This is a genomic window from Chryseobacterium sp. ZHDP1, assembly GCF_018603435.1.
GTDB lineage: Bacteria > Bacteroidota > Bacteroidia > Flavobacteriales > Weeksellaceae > Chryseobacterium > Chryseobacterium indicum.
The window spans coordinates 3,493,021-3,508,362 of sequence record NZ_CP075682.1 but is presented as its reverse complement, the minus strand read 5'-3'; the positions used below and the strand labels follow the sequence as shown (position 1 = coordinate 3,508,362).

The following is a 15,342-nucleotide window of genomic DNA, read 5'->3' as shown; positions in this document are numbered from 1 at the left end:
CAAATGAAAAATATAATCATTACGGGAGGAGCTGGCTTTATCGGTTCGCACGTGGTAAGAGAGTTTGTAAAAAACAATCCTGAAACAACGATCATCAACCTTGATGCACTTACGTATGCAGGAAATCTTGAAAACCTGAAAGACATCGAAAACGAACCCAATTATGTTTTCGAAAAAGCCGATATTACAAAACCTGAAGAATTAAGAAAAGTTTTCGAAAAATACAATCCGGATGCAGTAGTGCATTTAGCTGCGGAAAGTCACGTAGACCGAAGCATTACAGATCCGATGGCATTCATTAATACCAACGTGAACGGAACTGCCAATCTTCTGAATCTTTGTAAGGAATTCTGGACGTTAAATCCGGACCATACGCATGGAAGATTCCCGGATGAGAAGAGAACGAATCTTTTCTACCATGTTTCTACAGACGAAGTATATGGAAGTTTAGGCGAAACAGGTTTTTTCTTAGAAACTACAGCATATGATCCACAGTCTCCGTATTCGGCTTCAAAAGCAGCTTCAGACCATTTGGTGAGAGCTTACGGAAATACATACGGAATGCCGTTTATTATTTCGAACTGTTCAAATAATTACGGCCCGAATCATTTTCCGGAAAAACTGATTCCTCTATGTATTTCAAATATCATCAATGAAAAACCTTTGCCTATTTACGGTGACGGGAAATATACAAGAGACTGGCTTTTTGTCATCGATCACGCTAAAGGAATCCACCAGATTTTCAATGAAGCCAAAACAGGAGAAACATACAACATCGGAGGTTTCAACGAATGGCAGAATATTGATTTGGTAAGAGAATTAATCAAGCAAATGGATGCTAAATTAGGCAGAGAAGAAGGCTACTCTGAAAAATTAATTACTTTTGTAAAAGACAGACCGGGACACGATAAAAGATATGCTATTGACGCAACAAAACTGAATAAAGATCTTGGCTGGAAGCCATCGGTAACATTTGAAGAAGGCTTGGCAAAAACCATTGACTGGTATCTTGAGAATAAAGAATGGCTGGAACACGTAACGAGTGGAGATTATCAGAAATATTACGAAAAACAGTATCATTAAAAATTAAACACAGATTAAAAGATGAAAGGTATCATTTTAGCCGGAGGTTCCGGAACCAGACTTTACCCTCTTACCATCGCTGTCAGCAAGCAGTTAATGCCTGTTTACGACAAACCGATGATTTATTATCCTCTTTCTACATTGCTATTAGCAGGAATTAAAGATATTTTAATTATTACAACGCCTCACGATCAGGAAGGATTTGTTAAATTATTGGGAGACGGATCTCAGATCGGATGCAATATAGAATATGTGGTTCAGCCAAGTCCGGATGGTCTTGCGCAGGCTTTTATTTTGGGAGATCGGTTTATAGGAAATGACGCCGCTGCGTTGGTTTTAGGGGACAATATTTTTTACGGCTCAGAAATGGGAACTTTGCTTAAAAACAAGACCAATCCGGATGGAGGTGTCGTTTTCGCGTATCACGTTTCAGACCCTGAAAGATATGGCGTTGTAGAATTTGACGATAACCTTAAAGCCGTTTCAATTGAAGAAAAACCTTTAAAACCAAAATCAAATTACGCCGTTCCCGGATTATACTTTTACGATAACGAAGTGGTTGAAATTGCTAAAAACATTCAGCCTTCCGCGAGAGGAGAACTGGAAATTACTGATGTAAACAATGTATATCTTCAAAAAGGAAAACTGGAAGTAGGTGTTCTCGACAGAGGTACAGCGTGGCTGGACACAGGAACATTTGATTCTTTAAACGATGCTTCTGAGTTTGTAAGAGTAATTGAAAAGAGACAGGGCTTTAAAATTGGCTGCATTGAAGAAATTGCTTTCAGAAATAAATTCATCGACGAAGAAAAATTACTGGAAACCGCAACCAAATACGGAAAAAGCGGTTATGGCGAATACCTAAAAAAATTAGTCAATAAATAATCGACTAAATTAATACATTTTAAAACTATTGGCTTTACGGCTGATAGTTTTTTGTTCATAATAGTAAATATTAATATATTAGTTATACTTTTTCATTTTATGCAAGTAATAATTTACAACGCATACAAATTGAAAATCAATTAATTGTTATAAATTTGAAAAAAATCTACTTTGAAAACCGTAGTATACACATCTGATAAAGAAACACATTTTTTTAAAGAGCTTGTCTCTATTTATAAAGACATTCGATCATCTAATTTTTTAGCCTTTCAAATGACCAAAAGAGACATACAGGCTCAATACAGACAGTCATTGCTAGGTTTCTTTTGGATATTGGCTCCCGTACTTATTAATTCCTTGGTTTGGTTATTTTTGAATGGTTCCGGCGTTGTAAATGTAAATACTCCGGCTGGAATACCCTACCCAGTTTTTGTGATTTTGGGAACCACTACCTGGAACATCTTTGCTGAAACCATTCAAAGTCCTATAAATTCTGTCAATGCAGGAAAATCAATTATTTCAAAAATCAATTTTCCTAAGGAGTCTCTTTTAATGAAGGGACTATATACTACCTTGTTCAATTTGGCAATAAAAATGATCCCGGTAATTCTTATTCTGATTATTTATCAGATAACACCATCCTGGAATTTACTACTTTTTCCTTTTTACATTTTTTCATTAATAATTTTCGCATTTACCATTGGTCTTCTAATAACTCCTTTAGGGTTAATTTACACCGACATAAGTAAAGTTTTAACAACAGGAATTCCTTTCCTGATGTATGTAACTCCTGTTGTATATGCTGCTCCTTCGGTAGGATTTTTTAAATTTTTATTTAAGCTAAATCCTTTAACTTATATTATTAATGATACCAGAAATACATTGACAGGAACAGAAACTCAGTCTTTAACATTTACAATTGGCTTAACGGTTTTAAGTATATTTTTTTTACTAATTGGACTGGTCATTTTCAGAAAATCAATGCCAATCGTTATTGAAAAAATCGCAGGATAATGGAAAAGGATAACGAAATATTGGTTTCCGTACAGAATGTATCGAAGAAATTCAGCAAAAATCTTAAAAGTTCTCTTAAATATGGAGCTTTAGATATCATTCGAAGTACTTTAGGGCTACGCGTGAACAAAGATTTGCGTCCTCAAGAGTTCTGGGCTGTACATGATGTAAGTTTTGAGCTGAAAAGAGGAGAATGCATTGGACTGATAGGACATAACGGAGCCGGAAAATCTACACTTCTGAAAGTTTTAAACGGGCTTTACAATCCTGATAAAGGCAAGATTGTAATGCGAGGAAAAATAGGCGCTTTAATAGAACTAGGTGCAGGCTTCAATCCTATACTTACAGGAAGAGAGAACATTTACAATAATGCTTCTATATTGGGGTTTACAAAAAAAGAGGTTGAAGAAAAAATGAATTCAATCATAAACTTTTCTGAAATTGGCGAATTTATAGATACCCCTGTACAAAACTACTCTTCGGGAATGAAGGTTCGCTTGGGCTTCTCGGTTGCCGCTCATCTTGAACCTGATATCCTGATCATTGATGAGGTATTAGCTGTAGGAGATCTGGGTTTTATTCTGAAATGTTTTAGCAAAATAGATGAGTTACTCCCTCGTACTGCTGTTATTTTTGTTTCTCATAGTATGCCAATGATATCAAGGATCTGCAATGAAGTAATCTTAATGGATCATGGAAAAGTTGAATACTGCGGAAAAGAAATCGGAAAAGGGATACAGCTTTATTACAATAAATTTTCAAATAACCATCAAAATAAAGTATACGATACCAAAACTTTCGAATTAATTTCGGTTCAAACAGACCTTTTGAATAATAAAATTCATCGTCATAAGGATTTCAATTTAACATTCGAATTTGAGGTTAATGCTGCTATTGAAAGATTACCTATATTATATCTTGAGTTTAAAGATAAAGAACAAAAACCAATTGCTGGTATATCTGTAAAAGAATATAGAGAAAACATAAAAGAAGGATCAAAGATAACTTATAAAATTACTGTGAAAAATCCTCTTTTTACATTAGGAAAATATATATTAGATTTAGGACTCTATGATCCCTCAACAGAATCCCCTTATATCCGTATTAACAATATCATTGAGTTTACTGTTGGTGGCGAAAAGGAACAATGGATTCCCTTTGAATTAGAAAGCGAAAATATCATAACTTTACATTAAAATTTATTATGATTCCCGTAACCCAACCTTTCTTACCTCCTCAGGAAGAATATCAGAAATATCTAGCTGGCATCTGGAAAAGAAACTGGCTCACCAATATGGGGCCATTGGCAAGTCAATTGGAATTGGAACTGAAAGACCATCTAAAAGTTAACCATCTGCTATTTGTAACAAATGGTACTGTTGCCATACAAATGGCTATAAAAGCTTTGGATCTAAAAGGTGAAATTATTACAACGCCTTTTTCTTTTGTAGCAACAACAAGTTCTATTGTCTGGGAAGGATGTACGCCTGTTTTTGTGGATATAGATTCTAAAAGTCTCTGCATAGATCCAACAAAAATAGAAACAGCAATTACAGAAAAAACTACAGCTATTCTTGCAACTCATGTTTACGGTAATCCATGTGACGTTGAAGCAATAGATCAAATTGCTAAAAAGCACAACCTGAAAGTTATCTATGATGCGGCACATGCATTTGGTGTTGAGGTAAACGGAAAATCTATTTTTGAATTTGGAGACATTTCTACCTGTTCATTACATGCTACTAAACTTTACCACTCTATAGAAGGTGGATTACTTATAGCAAAAAAACCTGATGTATTAAAGAAACTGGCAACCATAAGAAATTTTGGAATTGCAAGTTTCGACTCTTTCTCAGATGTAGGGATCAATGGTAAAAATTCGGAGTTTCACGCGGCGATGGGACTTGCAAATTTGAAATACATAAATAATATTCATGATAAGAGAAAAACTTTGTCAGAATTGTATGACAAAAAACTATCCACTTTCAAATATAAAAAACCAATTTGGCATTCTCAGTCTAAGGAAAATTATGCTTATTATCCTATTATTTTAGAAAGTGAAGAAGTTCTTTTACAGCTTAAGGCGGAATTGGAAAGGCAACAAATATATACAAGAAGATATTTTTATCCAAGCCTTGCTTCAGCATTGCCTTATTTGCCAAAATTAGAATTGCCTGTAACAGAAGATATTTCCAAAAGAGTATTATGTCTTCCTTTTTATTATGATCTAACTCCTGAGGAAATAGAATATATTGTAAGAATCATACTTCGATTCCAAAATAATTAATATGAAAATTGCTGTAATGCAACCCTACATTTTTCCTTATATAGGATATTTCCAAATGATTAATGCAGTTGATAAATTCATTTTTTATGATGATGTAAATTTTATCAAACAAGGCTGGATTAACAGAAATAATATTTTATTATCAGGGAAAAGTTTTTTATTTACAGTTCCTTTGTCTAAGGCAACGTCATTTACCTTAATAAAGGATACTGAAATAAATGTAAAGTTATATGAAAACTGGAAAACAAAATTTCTATTAACACTTTCTCAAAACTACAAAAACGCACCATTTTTTAGTGTTGTTTATGAATTGGTAGCAGAAGTCTTTAATAAAAAAAATAGATCTATAAGCGATCTGGCAATAGACAGTATCCTTTCAGTTTCCCGATATTTAGGATTTACAACTCAGTTTATCATTTCTTCTCAATCTTACCAAAATCAAAATTTAGAAAGACAGGAAAGATTGTTAGATATTTGCAAACAGGAAGACGCAACAGATTATATTAACGCCATTGGAGGGCAGGAACTCTATAAACAAGAAGACTTTTCCCAGAAAGGAGTAGCCTTACATTTTATTAAATCATTACCTTTGGAATATAAACAGTTTAAAAATATTTTTGTTCCCCACTTATCAATCATTGACGTACTAATGTTCAATAGTATTGATGATATAAAAAATATTTTGAATAAATATGAATTAAAATAACATTATGGAAAAAATTGTAATTTTTGGAACCAGTCAGTTAGCCAGTTTAGCACATTTTTATTTTACGCATGACTCCCCGCATGAAGTGGTAGCTTTCACTTTAGACAGCGATTATATTACTGAAAATGAGTTCAGAGGTCTTCCCGTTGTATCGTTTGAAGAGATTGAAAAGCATTATCCGCCTTCTGAATATAAAATGTTCTTACCTATTAGTTTTAAGCAAATGAGCTTTCTCAGAAAAAGAAAATTTGAAGAGGCAAAAGCAAAAGGGTATAAATGTGTAAGCTATGTTTCCAGCAAAGCAAGCACATGGCCGGATCTTACGGTAGGTGAAAACTGTTTTATTTTTGAAGATAATACCATTCAGCCTTTTGTAACAATTGGAGACAATTGTGTTTTATGGAGCGGAAACCATATCGGTCACCATACTAATATTCATGACCATGTATTTATCACTTCTCATGTAGTTATTTCAGGATGTTGTGAAATTGGTGAAAATTCATTTTTCGGAGTCAATGCCACAGTTCGTGACGAAACCAATATTGGTAAAGCATCTTTAATTGGTATGGGTGCTATCATTACAAAAGACACACCTGAATTCAGCATTTGGCTGGGTGCAAAATCTACCATGAGAGACGATAAGAGTATTGATATAGATAGTATTTCTCATAAAACAAAAGGGTAAATATGTGGCAAAAAAAAGGAAGAATACACCATATTGATCATTACAACGACTGGATGGTTTCCCATGCATGTGTACCTACAGCATTATTACTGAATGAAGATGTTGTAAGAATTTATTATGCTCCAAGAAACTCAGAAGGAAGAAGCATTCCTACCTATATTGATGTTTCCGCAAAAAACCCTGAAGAAGTATTATATATTCATGATAAACCTGTTTTAGAACCCGGAGAATTAGGAACATTTGATGATGGCGGAATTATGCCATGTTCTGTTGTGCGGTTATCAGAAACCTGTATTTATCTTTATTATGTAGGATGGAATGCAAGTGTTTTGGTTCCTTACAGAAATGCGATAGGATTAGCAATCAGTCATGATAATGGGGAAACATTTGAAAAAGCATTTCCCGGAGCAATTGTAGAACGTAACAGAGATGAGCCGTTTTTTACAGCTTCTCCATGTGTTATTAAGCATAATGACCAATGGATCATGTGGTATGCTTCCAGTACAGGTTTCGTAATAAGTGACGGAAAACCTGAGCCATTATATGAAATTAAATATGCTCATTCTACAGATGGTATCAATTGGGTTCGTCCCAATATTACCTGTATCCCTCCTGCCGAAAAATATCAGTGTACAGCAAGACCTGCCGTGATTATAGAAGACGGAAAATATAAAATGTGGTTTACTTACAGAGGTTCTTTTGATTATAGAGATGGTAAAGAAAGTTACAGAATTGGCTATGCAGAATCTGAAGATGGGATAAACTGGAATCGAAATGATGCTCAAAGCGGTATTGAATTTTCGGATTCAGGCTGGGATTCTACGATGCAGACATATCCTTCGGTAATTGTAGCCAATAATAAAAAAATTTTATTTTACAATGGTAACGGTTTTGGAAAGACCGGAATTGGCTTCGCTGTATGGGAATAACTAAAAGAAAAAAAGTTAGCTGTCATGTAATAACATACAATCACATCAATTATATTTCAAAATGTATTGATGGAATTCTCATGCAGAAAACTGACTTTGATTTTGAAATTGTAATTGGCGACGATGTATCAACAGACGGAACAAGGGAAATTGTAAAAGAATATGCTTCCAGATTTCCGGATATGATTCGTCTGAATTTGAGGGATAAAAGAGGCACCGGAATTCCGGGTAAAGAAAATTTCATGTCCACGTTGGAAATGTGTGATGGTGAATATATTACTTTATGTGATGGTGATGATTACTGGACAGATCCTCTTAAACTTCAGAAACAAGTTGATTTTTTAGAGCAAAACAAAGAATATAATATATGTTTTCATAATGTAAAATATATTGATATTTCAGGAGGGGAGACGAAGCACAAAAATTTTAATTCAGGTTCAATCGAAAAAACCTTTACAATTGAAGATTTATCTACAGGAAATTTTATTGACGCTCCTTCTGTTGTATTTAGAAATAATGATAAGATTTTACCTTCGTGGTTCAAATATTCTCCAATAGGAGACTATCCGCTTCACATGATTAATGCTTCTTTTGGATTGATTAAATATTTTCCTGAAGAAATGGCCGTGTACAGAGTGGGAAGCGGTGTTTGGAGCACAAAAAGCAATATAGAGCAGACTGTAAATGCCATGTTTTGCATGACGCTTTTAATGAGCCATTTTGAAAGCAACATACCTGTTTTTGAAAATTTAAAAAAACAATATGATAATTTTAAAGCCATCCTTTCAAAACCTTTTGAAGATCAAAAGAAATTGGAGCTTAATATAAAAGACCATACCTTTTTAGAAAAAAATATCAGCTTAAATTATTTATTAAAAATACTGAAAATTAAAATCTTAAAGAAACTAAAGATAAAGAATTAAAAAATTACTTCGATGTTTCGAAAAATAAAAAATTTTATTTACAAAAAAATCTTCAATTTCATAGCAGATCTTGAAGAATTTGAGGAGAAAAAAAAATGGTGGCAATTTACCTCGAATCCTAATATTAATATTCACGAATCTTTCAAAAAGAAAGAAACAAATATATTTAAGGGAAAAGGAGTCTTATATGGGGATATTTCCATCGGTGAAGGATTTTCTTTACGAGACTATTGTAATATTTTGGTTTATCCAAATGCAAAACTCACAATAGGTAAGAGAGTTTTTTTTAATAATTTCTGTTCGGTTAATTGTTTAGAAAATATAGAAATAGGTGATGATACCCTTTTTGGAGAAGGCGTGAAACTGTATGACCACAATCACTTAATCATTAAAAACACCAACATTAGTGTCTCTAAAGATCAATTTTCTACTGCGCCCATTATTATTGGCAAAAACTGCTGGCTAGGAAGCAATGTTATTGTGCTTAAAGGCGTTACGATTGGTGATAATTGTATTGTAGGTGCGAACTGTATTATTCACAAATCTATTCCTGATAATACTATTGTTAAAAATAATCAAAATCATATATTAGAGACTTTAGTATGAGAAAAAAAATACTCTTTGTACTGCATGAAGCCACAAGATCTGGCGCACCAATCCTACTTTTAGAATTGCTAAAAGAGATTCAGAATGCACAGAAGTATGAAGTAGATTTACTTATTCTGCTAAATGGAACAATGGCAAAAGATTTCACAGATCTTGTACCAGCTGCTGTAAATATAAAACATTTTCAGCCTCGCCCTAATATTGTGACAAGAATACTAAGACGTTTCATTGTTTTAAAAAATGACTTACTGAGTCAGGAAGATTTGTATAATACTGCCGTCGAGAAATTATCCGCAAAAAACTATCACTGCGTTTTTGGGATGACTGTCGCTACATTAAGTATTTTAGAAAAATTTAAAGCAAAAGGGCTAAAAACAATATTGTACACTCACGAACTTCAGTTTGCATTAGAAAGTTTCTACGACGCCCATGATCTGTCTCGCAAAATATCTTCGTTAGACTCTATATTAGCAGGCTCTCAATCTGTAAAGGATTTTCTTACTCAAAGGTATAAAATCTCTGCCGGCAAAATTTCAGTTGCATATTCTTTCATATCAAAAGACAATGAGATAAAGACAAAAGCATCTGAACTAAGACAGCAGTACAATATTTCAGATGATACATTTATCTTAGGAACCTTAAGCACTCAAGAATTAAGAAAAGGCAGCGAACTAGTACCTTTGTTAGCAAAAAAAATAAAACAAAAAACTCCAAATCTTAAATTTAAGATTTTTAATATCGGTGGAAATGATTCAAATCCTTTTGTGAGATTTGCAAAAATAGATACACAAAAATTAGATGTTGAGGAAGAAGTTATTTTTGTTGAAAACACTAAAAATCCGAATGATTACGTTAACATTTTCGACTGTTTTTTACTCCCTTCAAGAGAAGATCCTTTTCCATTAGTAATGCATTTAGCTGCAGAGTTTAACAAGCCAATTGTTGGTTTTAAAGACTCTGGTGGTGTAGAAGAATTTTTGAATGGCACTAACTTGCTTGCAGATTATTTAGATATTGATCAATTTGCAGATATAATAATAAAAACTCACAATGATAAAATATTTCGTGAAAAATCGTTATTAAAAATTAAAGACAATGTTCATCAATTTTCAAAGGAAAATTCTATGATAACTATCTATAACGTAATTGACAATATATAATGCTTTCCATCATCATCTCATCCTACCAGCCCCAATATTTCGCTGCACTCGAAAAAAACATTGCGGAAACCTGCGGTGTGGAATTTGAAGTAATCAAAATAGAAAACCCTGCTCTAATGGGTATTTGTGAAGCTTACAACAAAGGTGCCGAGAAAGCAAAATATGACAATCTGCTATTTATACATGAAGATATATTGATATCGACAATGAATTGGGGAACACCTCTTATATTAAGCTTATCTGAAGCAAAAACAGGGATAATAGGAATAGCAGGCGGTACATACGTCCCGGCAGCTCCTTATGGTTGGTTTACTACAATGAATAATGCAAAAATTTCTATAATTCAACATAAAAAAGGAGGAAGTAAAATAATAGAAAAGACCTTCGAAACTAAAAAAGAAAAAGTAATTGCAGTAGATGGTGTTTTTTTAGGTATAAAAAAATCTATTTTCAACAAATTTAAATTTGATGAAAATCTAAAAGGATACCACGGATATGATACAGAACTAAGCCTGCGTATTTCTTCACAGTATCAAAATTATGTTACTTCAGAGATCCTTATTGAACATTTTTCTCAAGGAAATCCTGATCATAAATGGTTGGAAAGCAATATCTATACAAGAAATAAACTTGGCAGTAATTTTAATATTACAATAAATAAAGATCTTGAATATCAGATGTATGAAAGATTTGTTCGTGATTATTTCAAATATCATCCTAAAAATCTTTTAACTCTTATTCAAATTTTAAAGTTTTTTCCCATATTTAAAATTGGTCGCAGAAAATATTTGCCACTTCTTAAATTTACTATTACACAATAATGAGTCGCCTTGCCATTGTTATCCCTTACTACAAAATAGATTTTTTTGAAGAAACCTTACAATCTGTTGCAGCACAAAGCAACAGAGATTTTGTATTGTATATTGGGAACGATGCAAGTCCAGATGACCCCTTACCACTCATTGAAAAATATTTGAGTGATTTCTCTTATTTTTATTTTGATTACAATGATAATTTAGGAGGGAAAAACCTGGCATTGCAATGGGAAAGAATTCTGGAAAATGTTAAAGAAGACTGGTTCCAGATATTAGGTGATGACGACATTATTTCAGAAAACTTTGTGGAAGAGTTTTATAAAAATCTGCCTCAGATACAATATGAAAATATCTCCGCTATTAAATTTTCCCATAATATTGTAGATGAAAACAAAGCTATTTTACATTCCATAACAACTGAAGAAAGAATAATAGCTTCACCAGAATTATTTAAAAGAAAATATAAAGGGCAAATGCCTAGCAGCTTATCTGAGAATATTTTTACACTCTCGGCTTATAAAAAGCACAGGTTTCTAAAAATCCCTTTTGCATGGGGAGCTGATGATTATGCCATTCTGACTTTTTCGGGATTGAATAAAGTTTTTTATATTGCAAATGCTAAAGTTACTGTAAGAATGTCCACTTCCAGCATATCTGGCGATTTATCCTTACAGGCAAAAAAAGATCTTGGTTATCACATGATGCGGGAAACAGTGCTGAATAAATATTCAGAAAACTTTGACAAGAGCTTCCTTATAAGAATGCTGAATGATCATCTTCGTTTCTGTGAGAAAAACTTCCTAAGACCTCATCTAAGACTTTTTAAAATTCTTATGAAAAGAGGCTATCCGAAAAGATATTTCGATATGACTAAAACTGTTTGGTCAATCAAAAACAAAATAAAACACTCAAAAGGATGATTACAAAACGTAGACTCATGTTGCATTTAGATACGCTTTATCTCAAATTTTTAATGAAATTTGATGGTACTGTTCGTCACCAGATGCAGGATCATAAAAGTATTCCGGTTATCATCATCAATTTTAATCAGCTTTTTTATCTGAAGCAACTTGTTGATTTCCTGATCAGAAGAGAATTTAAAAACATCATCATTATTGATAATGCGTCTACTTACCAACCGCTCTTAGATTATTATTCAGAAATTCAGAACGCCGTAACCGTTGAAAAACTGAATACTAATTTTGGACATGATGTATTCTTTAAAAACAGAGACCTTCAGAAGAAATACGGAAAAGGATTTTATTTTCTTACGGACTCCGATATCGTTCCAAATAAAAATCTCCCGAAAGATTTTGAGACTGTTATGCTCAACTGTCTATTTAAATATTATAAAAAAGTAAACAAAATAGGTTTTGCAATTGACACCAAAGATATTCCCGATTATTATCCTTTAAAAGAAAAAGTTCGAACTTGGGAAAAACGTTTCTGGCAGGACGAACTTGAAAAAAATATTTATTTTGCTTTTATAGATACTACTTTTGCATTATATAAACCTAAATATCCTAAAACGATTTTTAATTTATTTAAGTTTATGACGGCCATTAGAATGGCGGGAGATTTCACCTGTAAACATGGAGGATGGTATCTCAATCCCAATGATCTCACAGAAGAAAATATATTCTATATAAAAACTGCCAACCAGTCTTCTTCATGGAAACTAGATGAAAAAGGGAACCATGCTTCAGATGAATATGATCACTTGCTAAAATAATTCTATGCTCTCCATCATTATCTCATCATACCAAAAACACTACTTCGATCAACTGGTTGAAAATATCAGGGAGACGATCGGAGAAGATTTTCAGTATGAAATTATTCAGATGTGGAACCCGAATCTGATTAGCATTACAGAAGCGTACAATTCAGGAGCAGGAAAAGCCAGATATGAAAATCTTCTTTTTCTGCACGAAGACATCATCTTTTACACGAGAAATTGGGGTCAAAGATTACTGAATCATTTACAAAAAGAAAGTACAGGAATTGCAGGAGTTGCAGGTTCGTCATATGTTCCTTATGCCCCGTCAAGCTGGACGGTTGCTGAAAAATACAATTCTGTATATATTTTACAGGGAAATAAAGAAAATACAGAGTTTTTTCACATCAATTCAACAGAAAAAAACAGGACTAAAGTTTTTGCTGTAGATGGTGTGTTTATGGCAATCAGGAAAAAAAATTATAATGAATTCAGATTTGATGAAAATTTGAAAGGATTTCATGGTTATGATTTGGATTTCAGTTTAAGAGTTTCCCGAAAATTCCAGAATTATATCATAAATGATATTTTAATAAAGCATTTTTCCGCCGGAAATCTTGATAAAAAATGGCTGGATGCCAATATAAAAGTTAAAAAAAAATTAGGATCAGATTTTAAACACAGAATAGATCCTGATGTAGAAAAAGAAGTATTTCAGGGTTTTTTGTATAATTATTTCAGATTTTATCCGGTTATTCGAAAAAATATTTTATTTACATTACAATTTTATCCTAAAAAACTTAATTTTAGAGATCATTTGGAAATCTTAAAAAAATATTATCAATACATAAGATATTCCGGAAATATCAACAAACACACAAAGAATTAAAATTTATTAAAAAGGCTTATCTGCATGATTATAGGAAACGGACTCATTGCCAACTCACTAAAAAATATCGATTCCAAAGAACATATTTACTTTGCTTCCGGAGTTTCAAACTCTCTCGAAACAAGAAGTTCGGAATTTGAAAGAGAATTTTCTCTTCTAAAAAACAGCATTATACAACATGAGGAAAATAAACTTTTTTATTTTTCCACTTTAAGTGTGAATGATCTTTCCAAACAGCAAAGTCCATACGTTTTGCACAAACTGGAAATTGAAAATTTCATAAAAGAAAATTGCAAAAATTACATCATTTTAAGGATCGGTAATATTGTAGGCAACGGCGGAAATCCTAATACTTTATTTAATTTCCTTAAAACACAAATTATGCATGGAAATAATTTCTTGCTTCATCAAAAAGCCAGAAGATTATTACTGGATATTGATGATATTACGAAATTTTTAGAATCAAACTGTGCAAATGTTAATAATCAAACCATTAATTTTGCCTATCCGTATTATTATGATTTAAAGGAAATTGTAGAAGCCATCCGGAACAAGCTTCAAAAAGAAGCAAATTATCAGGAATCGGATGAAGGAGATTTTTATAAAGTTGATTTTGATGAATCGGTCAACGATTTCTTTAGAGAAATAGATGCTGAAAATTATTTAAAAAATTTAGCTGAAAAATATATTTAGAACAGAACACAAATGCCTGAAATTTATTTTATTATTGTTACCTACAATGCCATGAAATGGGCAGAAAAAAGCTTTACCAGCTTAAGGCAGTCTTCTGTACCTGTTCACTGTATTGTGGTAGACAATGGTTCCACAGACGGCACACAAAAATACATTACGTCCAATTTTCCCGAAGTTGAATTGATTCAGTCTGAAAAAAATTTAGGATTCGGAAAAGCCAATAACATAGGAATCGAAAAAGCCTATCAAAAAGGAGCAGATTTCTTTTATCTGATGAATCAGGATGCATGGATTTTTAACGACAGTGTAGAAAAGCTCCTGAATGTTTACAATCTTCATCCCGACAAAAAAGAAATAGGCATACTGAGCCCGATGCATATCGACGGAACAGGAAATAAACTGGATATTTTTCTTGATAAATATATTGCTCATAATTTTGAGACACGTCTGATTTCTGATCTTTATTTTCAGACTTTACAGCCCTTTTACGAAATAAGCTTCATCAATGCTGCTCATTGGTTCTTACCAAAGGAGACTATTGAAATTATAGGAGGATTCAACCCTTATTTTTTTCATTATGGTGAAGATCTCGAATATGTAAACCGTATTTTATTTCACAAAAAGAAAACTTTTCTGGTACCCGAAAGCAAAGTAATACATGATGGAAAACAATCTCTTTCAAAGGTAGACTATACAAAATACGAAGACCTCCGAATAGAAACCAACATCATGAATCCGTCTATTCCGGATTCTCTGAAGGCCGAAAAAAAAGCCCTAAAGCAAAGTATGCTTAAAAATATGTTGACAGGAAACCTGAAAGTATACAAAACACTTCACAAAAAGTACCATAAAATTTTGAAAGAAGAAAAAATACTGACTGAACTTCGCAATAAGGTAAAAGAAGTTGGATTAACTTTTCTAAATGTGTAAATTTGAAGACATAATTCCCTCAA

At 32.7% G+C, this 15,342-nt stretch carries 17 protein-coding genes; all 17 read left to right on the top strand.

The window, feature by feature from the left end:
- Nucleotides 1-3: 3 nt before the first annotated feature.
- The 17 genes from rfbB to KKI44_RS15940 all read left to right on the top strand — a co-directional run bounded on the left by rfbB (nucleotide 4) and on the right by KKI44_RS15940 (nucleotide 15,319).
- Complete coding sequence (rfbB, locus tag KKI44_RS16020; protein WP_214588291.1) at nucleotides 4-1,083, top strand: dTDP-glucose 4,6-dehydratase; 1,080 nt, start codon at nucleotides 4-6, stop codon at nucleotides 1,081-1,083.
- Between the two features lie 21 nt (nucleotides 1,084-1,104).
- A complete protein-coding gene (rfbA, locus tag KKI44_RS16015; protein ID WP_214588290.1) occupies nucleotides 1,105-1,968 on the top strand; it encodes a glucose-1-phosphate thymidylyltransferase RfbA in 864 nt (287 codons plus the stop codon).
- 273 nt (nucleotides 1,969-2,241) lie between these two features.
- On the top strand, nucleotides 2,242-2,982 hold the full coding sequence (locus tag KKI44_RS16010) for an ABC transporter permease (protein ID WP_214588289.1): 741 nt from the start codon (nucleotides 2,242-2,244) through the stop codon (nucleotides 2,980-2,982).
- On the top strand, nucleotides 2,982-4,178 hold the full coding sequence (locus KKI44_RS16005) for a polysaccharide ABC transporter ATP-binding protein (protein WP_214588288.1): 1,197 nt from the start codon (nucleotides 2,982-2,984) through the stop codon (nucleotides 4,176-4,178). The genes KKI44_RS16010 and KKI44_RS16005 overlap by 1 nt, the downstream gene beginning before the upstream one ends.
- 8 nt (nucleotides 4,179-4,186) lie before the next feature.
- Nucleotides 4,187-5,269 (top strand): DegT/DnrJ/EryC1/StrS family aminotransferase, encoded by a 1,083-nt coding sequence (locus KKI44_RS16000; protein WP_214588287.1) that lies wholly within the window; start codon nucleotides 4,187-4,189, stop codon nucleotides 5,267-5,269.
- A gap of 1 nt (nucleotide 5,270) precedes the next feature.
- Nucleotides 5,271-5,975 (top strand): WbqC family protein, encoded by a 705-nt coding sequence (locus KKI44_RS15995; protein ID WP_214588286.1) that lies wholly within the window; start codon nucleotides 5,271-5,273, stop codon nucleotides 5,973-5,975.
- 4 nt (nucleotides 5,976-5,979) lie between these two features.
- Nucleotides 5,980-6,660 (top strand): acetyltransferase, encoded by a 681-nt coding sequence (locus tag KKI44_RS15990; protein WP_214588285.1) that lies wholly within the window; start codon nucleotides 5,980-5,982, stop codon nucleotides 6,658-6,660.
- A gap of 2 nt (nucleotides 6,661-6,662) precedes the next feature.
- Nucleotides 6,663-7,589, top strand: a complete 927-nt coding sequence (locus tag KKI44_RS15985) for a hypothetical protein (RefSeq protein WP_214588284.1) — start codon at nucleotides 6,663-6,665, stop codon at nucleotides 7,587-7,589.
- Nucleotides 7,580-8,512, top strand: a complete 933-nt coding sequence (locus tag KKI44_RS15980) for a glycosyltransferase (RefSeq protein ID WP_214588283.1) — start codon at nucleotides 7,580-7,582, stop codon at nucleotides 8,510-8,512. Before KKI44_RS15985 ends, KKI44_RS15980 begins: the two co-directional genes overlap by 10 nt.
- Before the next feature lie 12 nt (nucleotides 8,513-8,524).
- Entirely contained in the window at nucleotides 8,525-9,118 is a 594-nt protein-coding gene (locus KKI44_RS15975) for an acyltransferase (protein WP_214588282.1), read from the top strand.
- Entirely contained in the window at nucleotides 9,115-10,278 is a 1,164-nt protein-coding gene (locus tag KKI44_RS15970; RefSeq protein ID WP_214588281.1) for a glycosyltransferase, read from the top strand. The genes KKI44_RS15975 and KKI44_RS15970 overlap by 4 nt, the downstream gene beginning before the upstream one ends.
- Nucleotides 10,278-11,099 carry a glycosyltransferase gene (locus KKI44_RS15965; protein WP_214588280.1) on the top strand — a complete coding sequence of 274 codons (822 nt, stop codon included), beginning with the start codon at nucleotides 10,278-10,280 and terminating at the stop codon, nucleotides 11,097-11,099. Before KKI44_RS15970 ends, KKI44_RS15965 begins: the two co-directional genes overlap by 1 nt.
- A complete protein-coding gene (locus KKI44_RS15960) occupies nucleotides 11,099-12,013 on the top strand; it encodes a glycosyltransferase family A protein (RefSeq protein ID WP_214588279.1) in 915 nt (304 codons plus the stop codon). The genes KKI44_RS15965 and KKI44_RS15960 overlap by 1 nt, the downstream gene beginning before the upstream one ends.
- The gene (locus KKI44_RS15955; protein ID WP_214588278.1) at nucleotides 12,010-12,825 is read left to right on the top strand and encodes a hypothetical protein; all 816 of its coding nucleotides are present in this window, start codon (nucleotides 12,010-12,012) and stop codon (nucleotides 12,823-12,825) included. Before KKI44_RS15960 ends, KKI44_RS15955 begins: the two co-directional genes overlap by 4 nt.
- Before the next feature lie 4 nt (nucleotides 12,826-12,829).
- Entirely contained in the window at nucleotides 12,830-13,696 is an 867-nt protein-coding gene (locus KKI44_RS15950) for a glycosyltransferase (RefSeq protein ID WP_214588277.1), read from the top strand.
- A 24-nt stretch (nucleotides 13,697-13,720) separates the two neighbouring features.
- Nucleotides 13,721-14,389 (top strand): hypothetical protein, encoded by a 669-nt coding sequence (locus KKI44_RS15945; RefSeq protein ID WP_214588276.1) that lies wholly within the window; start codon nucleotides 13,721-13,723, stop codon nucleotides 14,387-14,389.
- Nucleotides 14,390-14,401: 12 nt separating this feature from the next.
- Nucleotides 14,402-15,319, top strand: a complete 918-nt coding sequence (locus KKI44_RS15940; RefSeq protein ID WP_214588275.1) for a glycosyltransferase family 2 protein — start codon at nucleotides 14,402-14,404, stop codon at nucleotides 15,317-15,319.
- Nucleotides 15,320-15,342 lie beyond the last annotated feature (23 nt).

Bases quoted from the DNA above. Each gene is read 5' to 3' on its own strand.
- rfbB (WP_214588291.1), top strand. From the start codon at position 4: ATGAAAAATATAATCATTACGGGAGGAGCTGGCTTTATCGGTTCGCAC.
- rfbA (WP_214588290.1), top strand. From the start codon at position 1,105: ATGAAAGGTATCATTTTAGCCGGAGGTTCCGGAACCAGACTTTACCCT.
- KKI44_RS16010 (WP_214588289.1), top strand. From the start codon at position 2,242: ATGACCAAAAGAGACATACAGGCTCAATACAGACAGTCATTGCTAGGT.
- KKI44_RS16005 (WP_214588288.1), top strand. From the start codon at position 2,982: ATGGAAAAGGATAACGAAATATTGGTTTCCGTACAGAATGTATCGAAG.
- KKI44_RS16000 (WP_214588287.1), top strand. From the start codon at position 4,187: ATGATTCCCGTAACCCAACCTTTCTTACCTCCTCAGGAAGAATATCAG.
- KKI44_RS15995 (WP_214588286.1), top strand. From the start codon at position 5,271: ATGAAAATTGCTGTAATGCAACCCTACATTTTTCCTTATATAGGATAT.
- KKI44_RS15990 (WP_214588285.1), top strand. From the start codon at position 5,980: ATGGAAAAAATTGTAATTTTTGGAACCAGTCAGTTAGCCAGTTTAGCA.
- KKI44_RS15985 (WP_214588284.1), top strand. From the start codon at position 6,663: ATGTGGCAAAAAAAAGGAAGAATACACCATATTGATCATTACAACGAC.
- KKI44_RS15980 (WP_214588283.1), top strand. From the start codon at position 7,580: ATGGGAATAACTAAAAGAAAAAAAGTTAGCTGTCATGTAATAACATAC.
- KKI44_RS15975 (WP_214588282.1), top strand. From the start codon at position 8,525: ATGTTTCGAAAAATAAAAAATTTTATTTACAAAAAAATCTTCAATTTC.
- KKI44_RS15970 (WP_214588281.1), top strand. From the start codon at position 9,115: ATGAGAAAAAAAATACTCTTTGTACTGCATGAAGCCACAAGATCTGGC.
- KKI44_RS15965 (WP_214588280.1), top strand. From the start codon at position 10,278: ATGCTTTCCATCATCATCTCATCCTACCAGCCCCAATATTTCGCTGCA.
- KKI44_RS15960 (WP_214588279.1), top strand. From the start codon at position 11,099: ATGAGTCGCCTTGCCATTGTTATCCCTTACTACAAAATAGATTTTTTT.
- KKI44_RS15955 (WP_214588278.1), top strand. From the start codon at position 12,010: ATGATTACAAAACGTAGACTCATGTTGCATTTAGATACGCTTTATCTC.
- KKI44_RS15950 (WP_214588277.1), top strand. From the start codon at position 12,830: ATGCTCTCCATCATTATCTCATCATACCAAAAACACTACTTCGATCAA.
- KKI44_RS15945 (WP_214588276.1), top strand. From the start codon at position 13,721: ATGATTATAGGAAACGGACTCATTGCCAACTCACTAAAAAATATCGAT.
- KKI44_RS15940 (WP_214588275.1), top strand. From the start codon at position 14,402: ATGCCTGAAATTTATTTTATTATTGTTACCTACAATGCCATGAAATGG.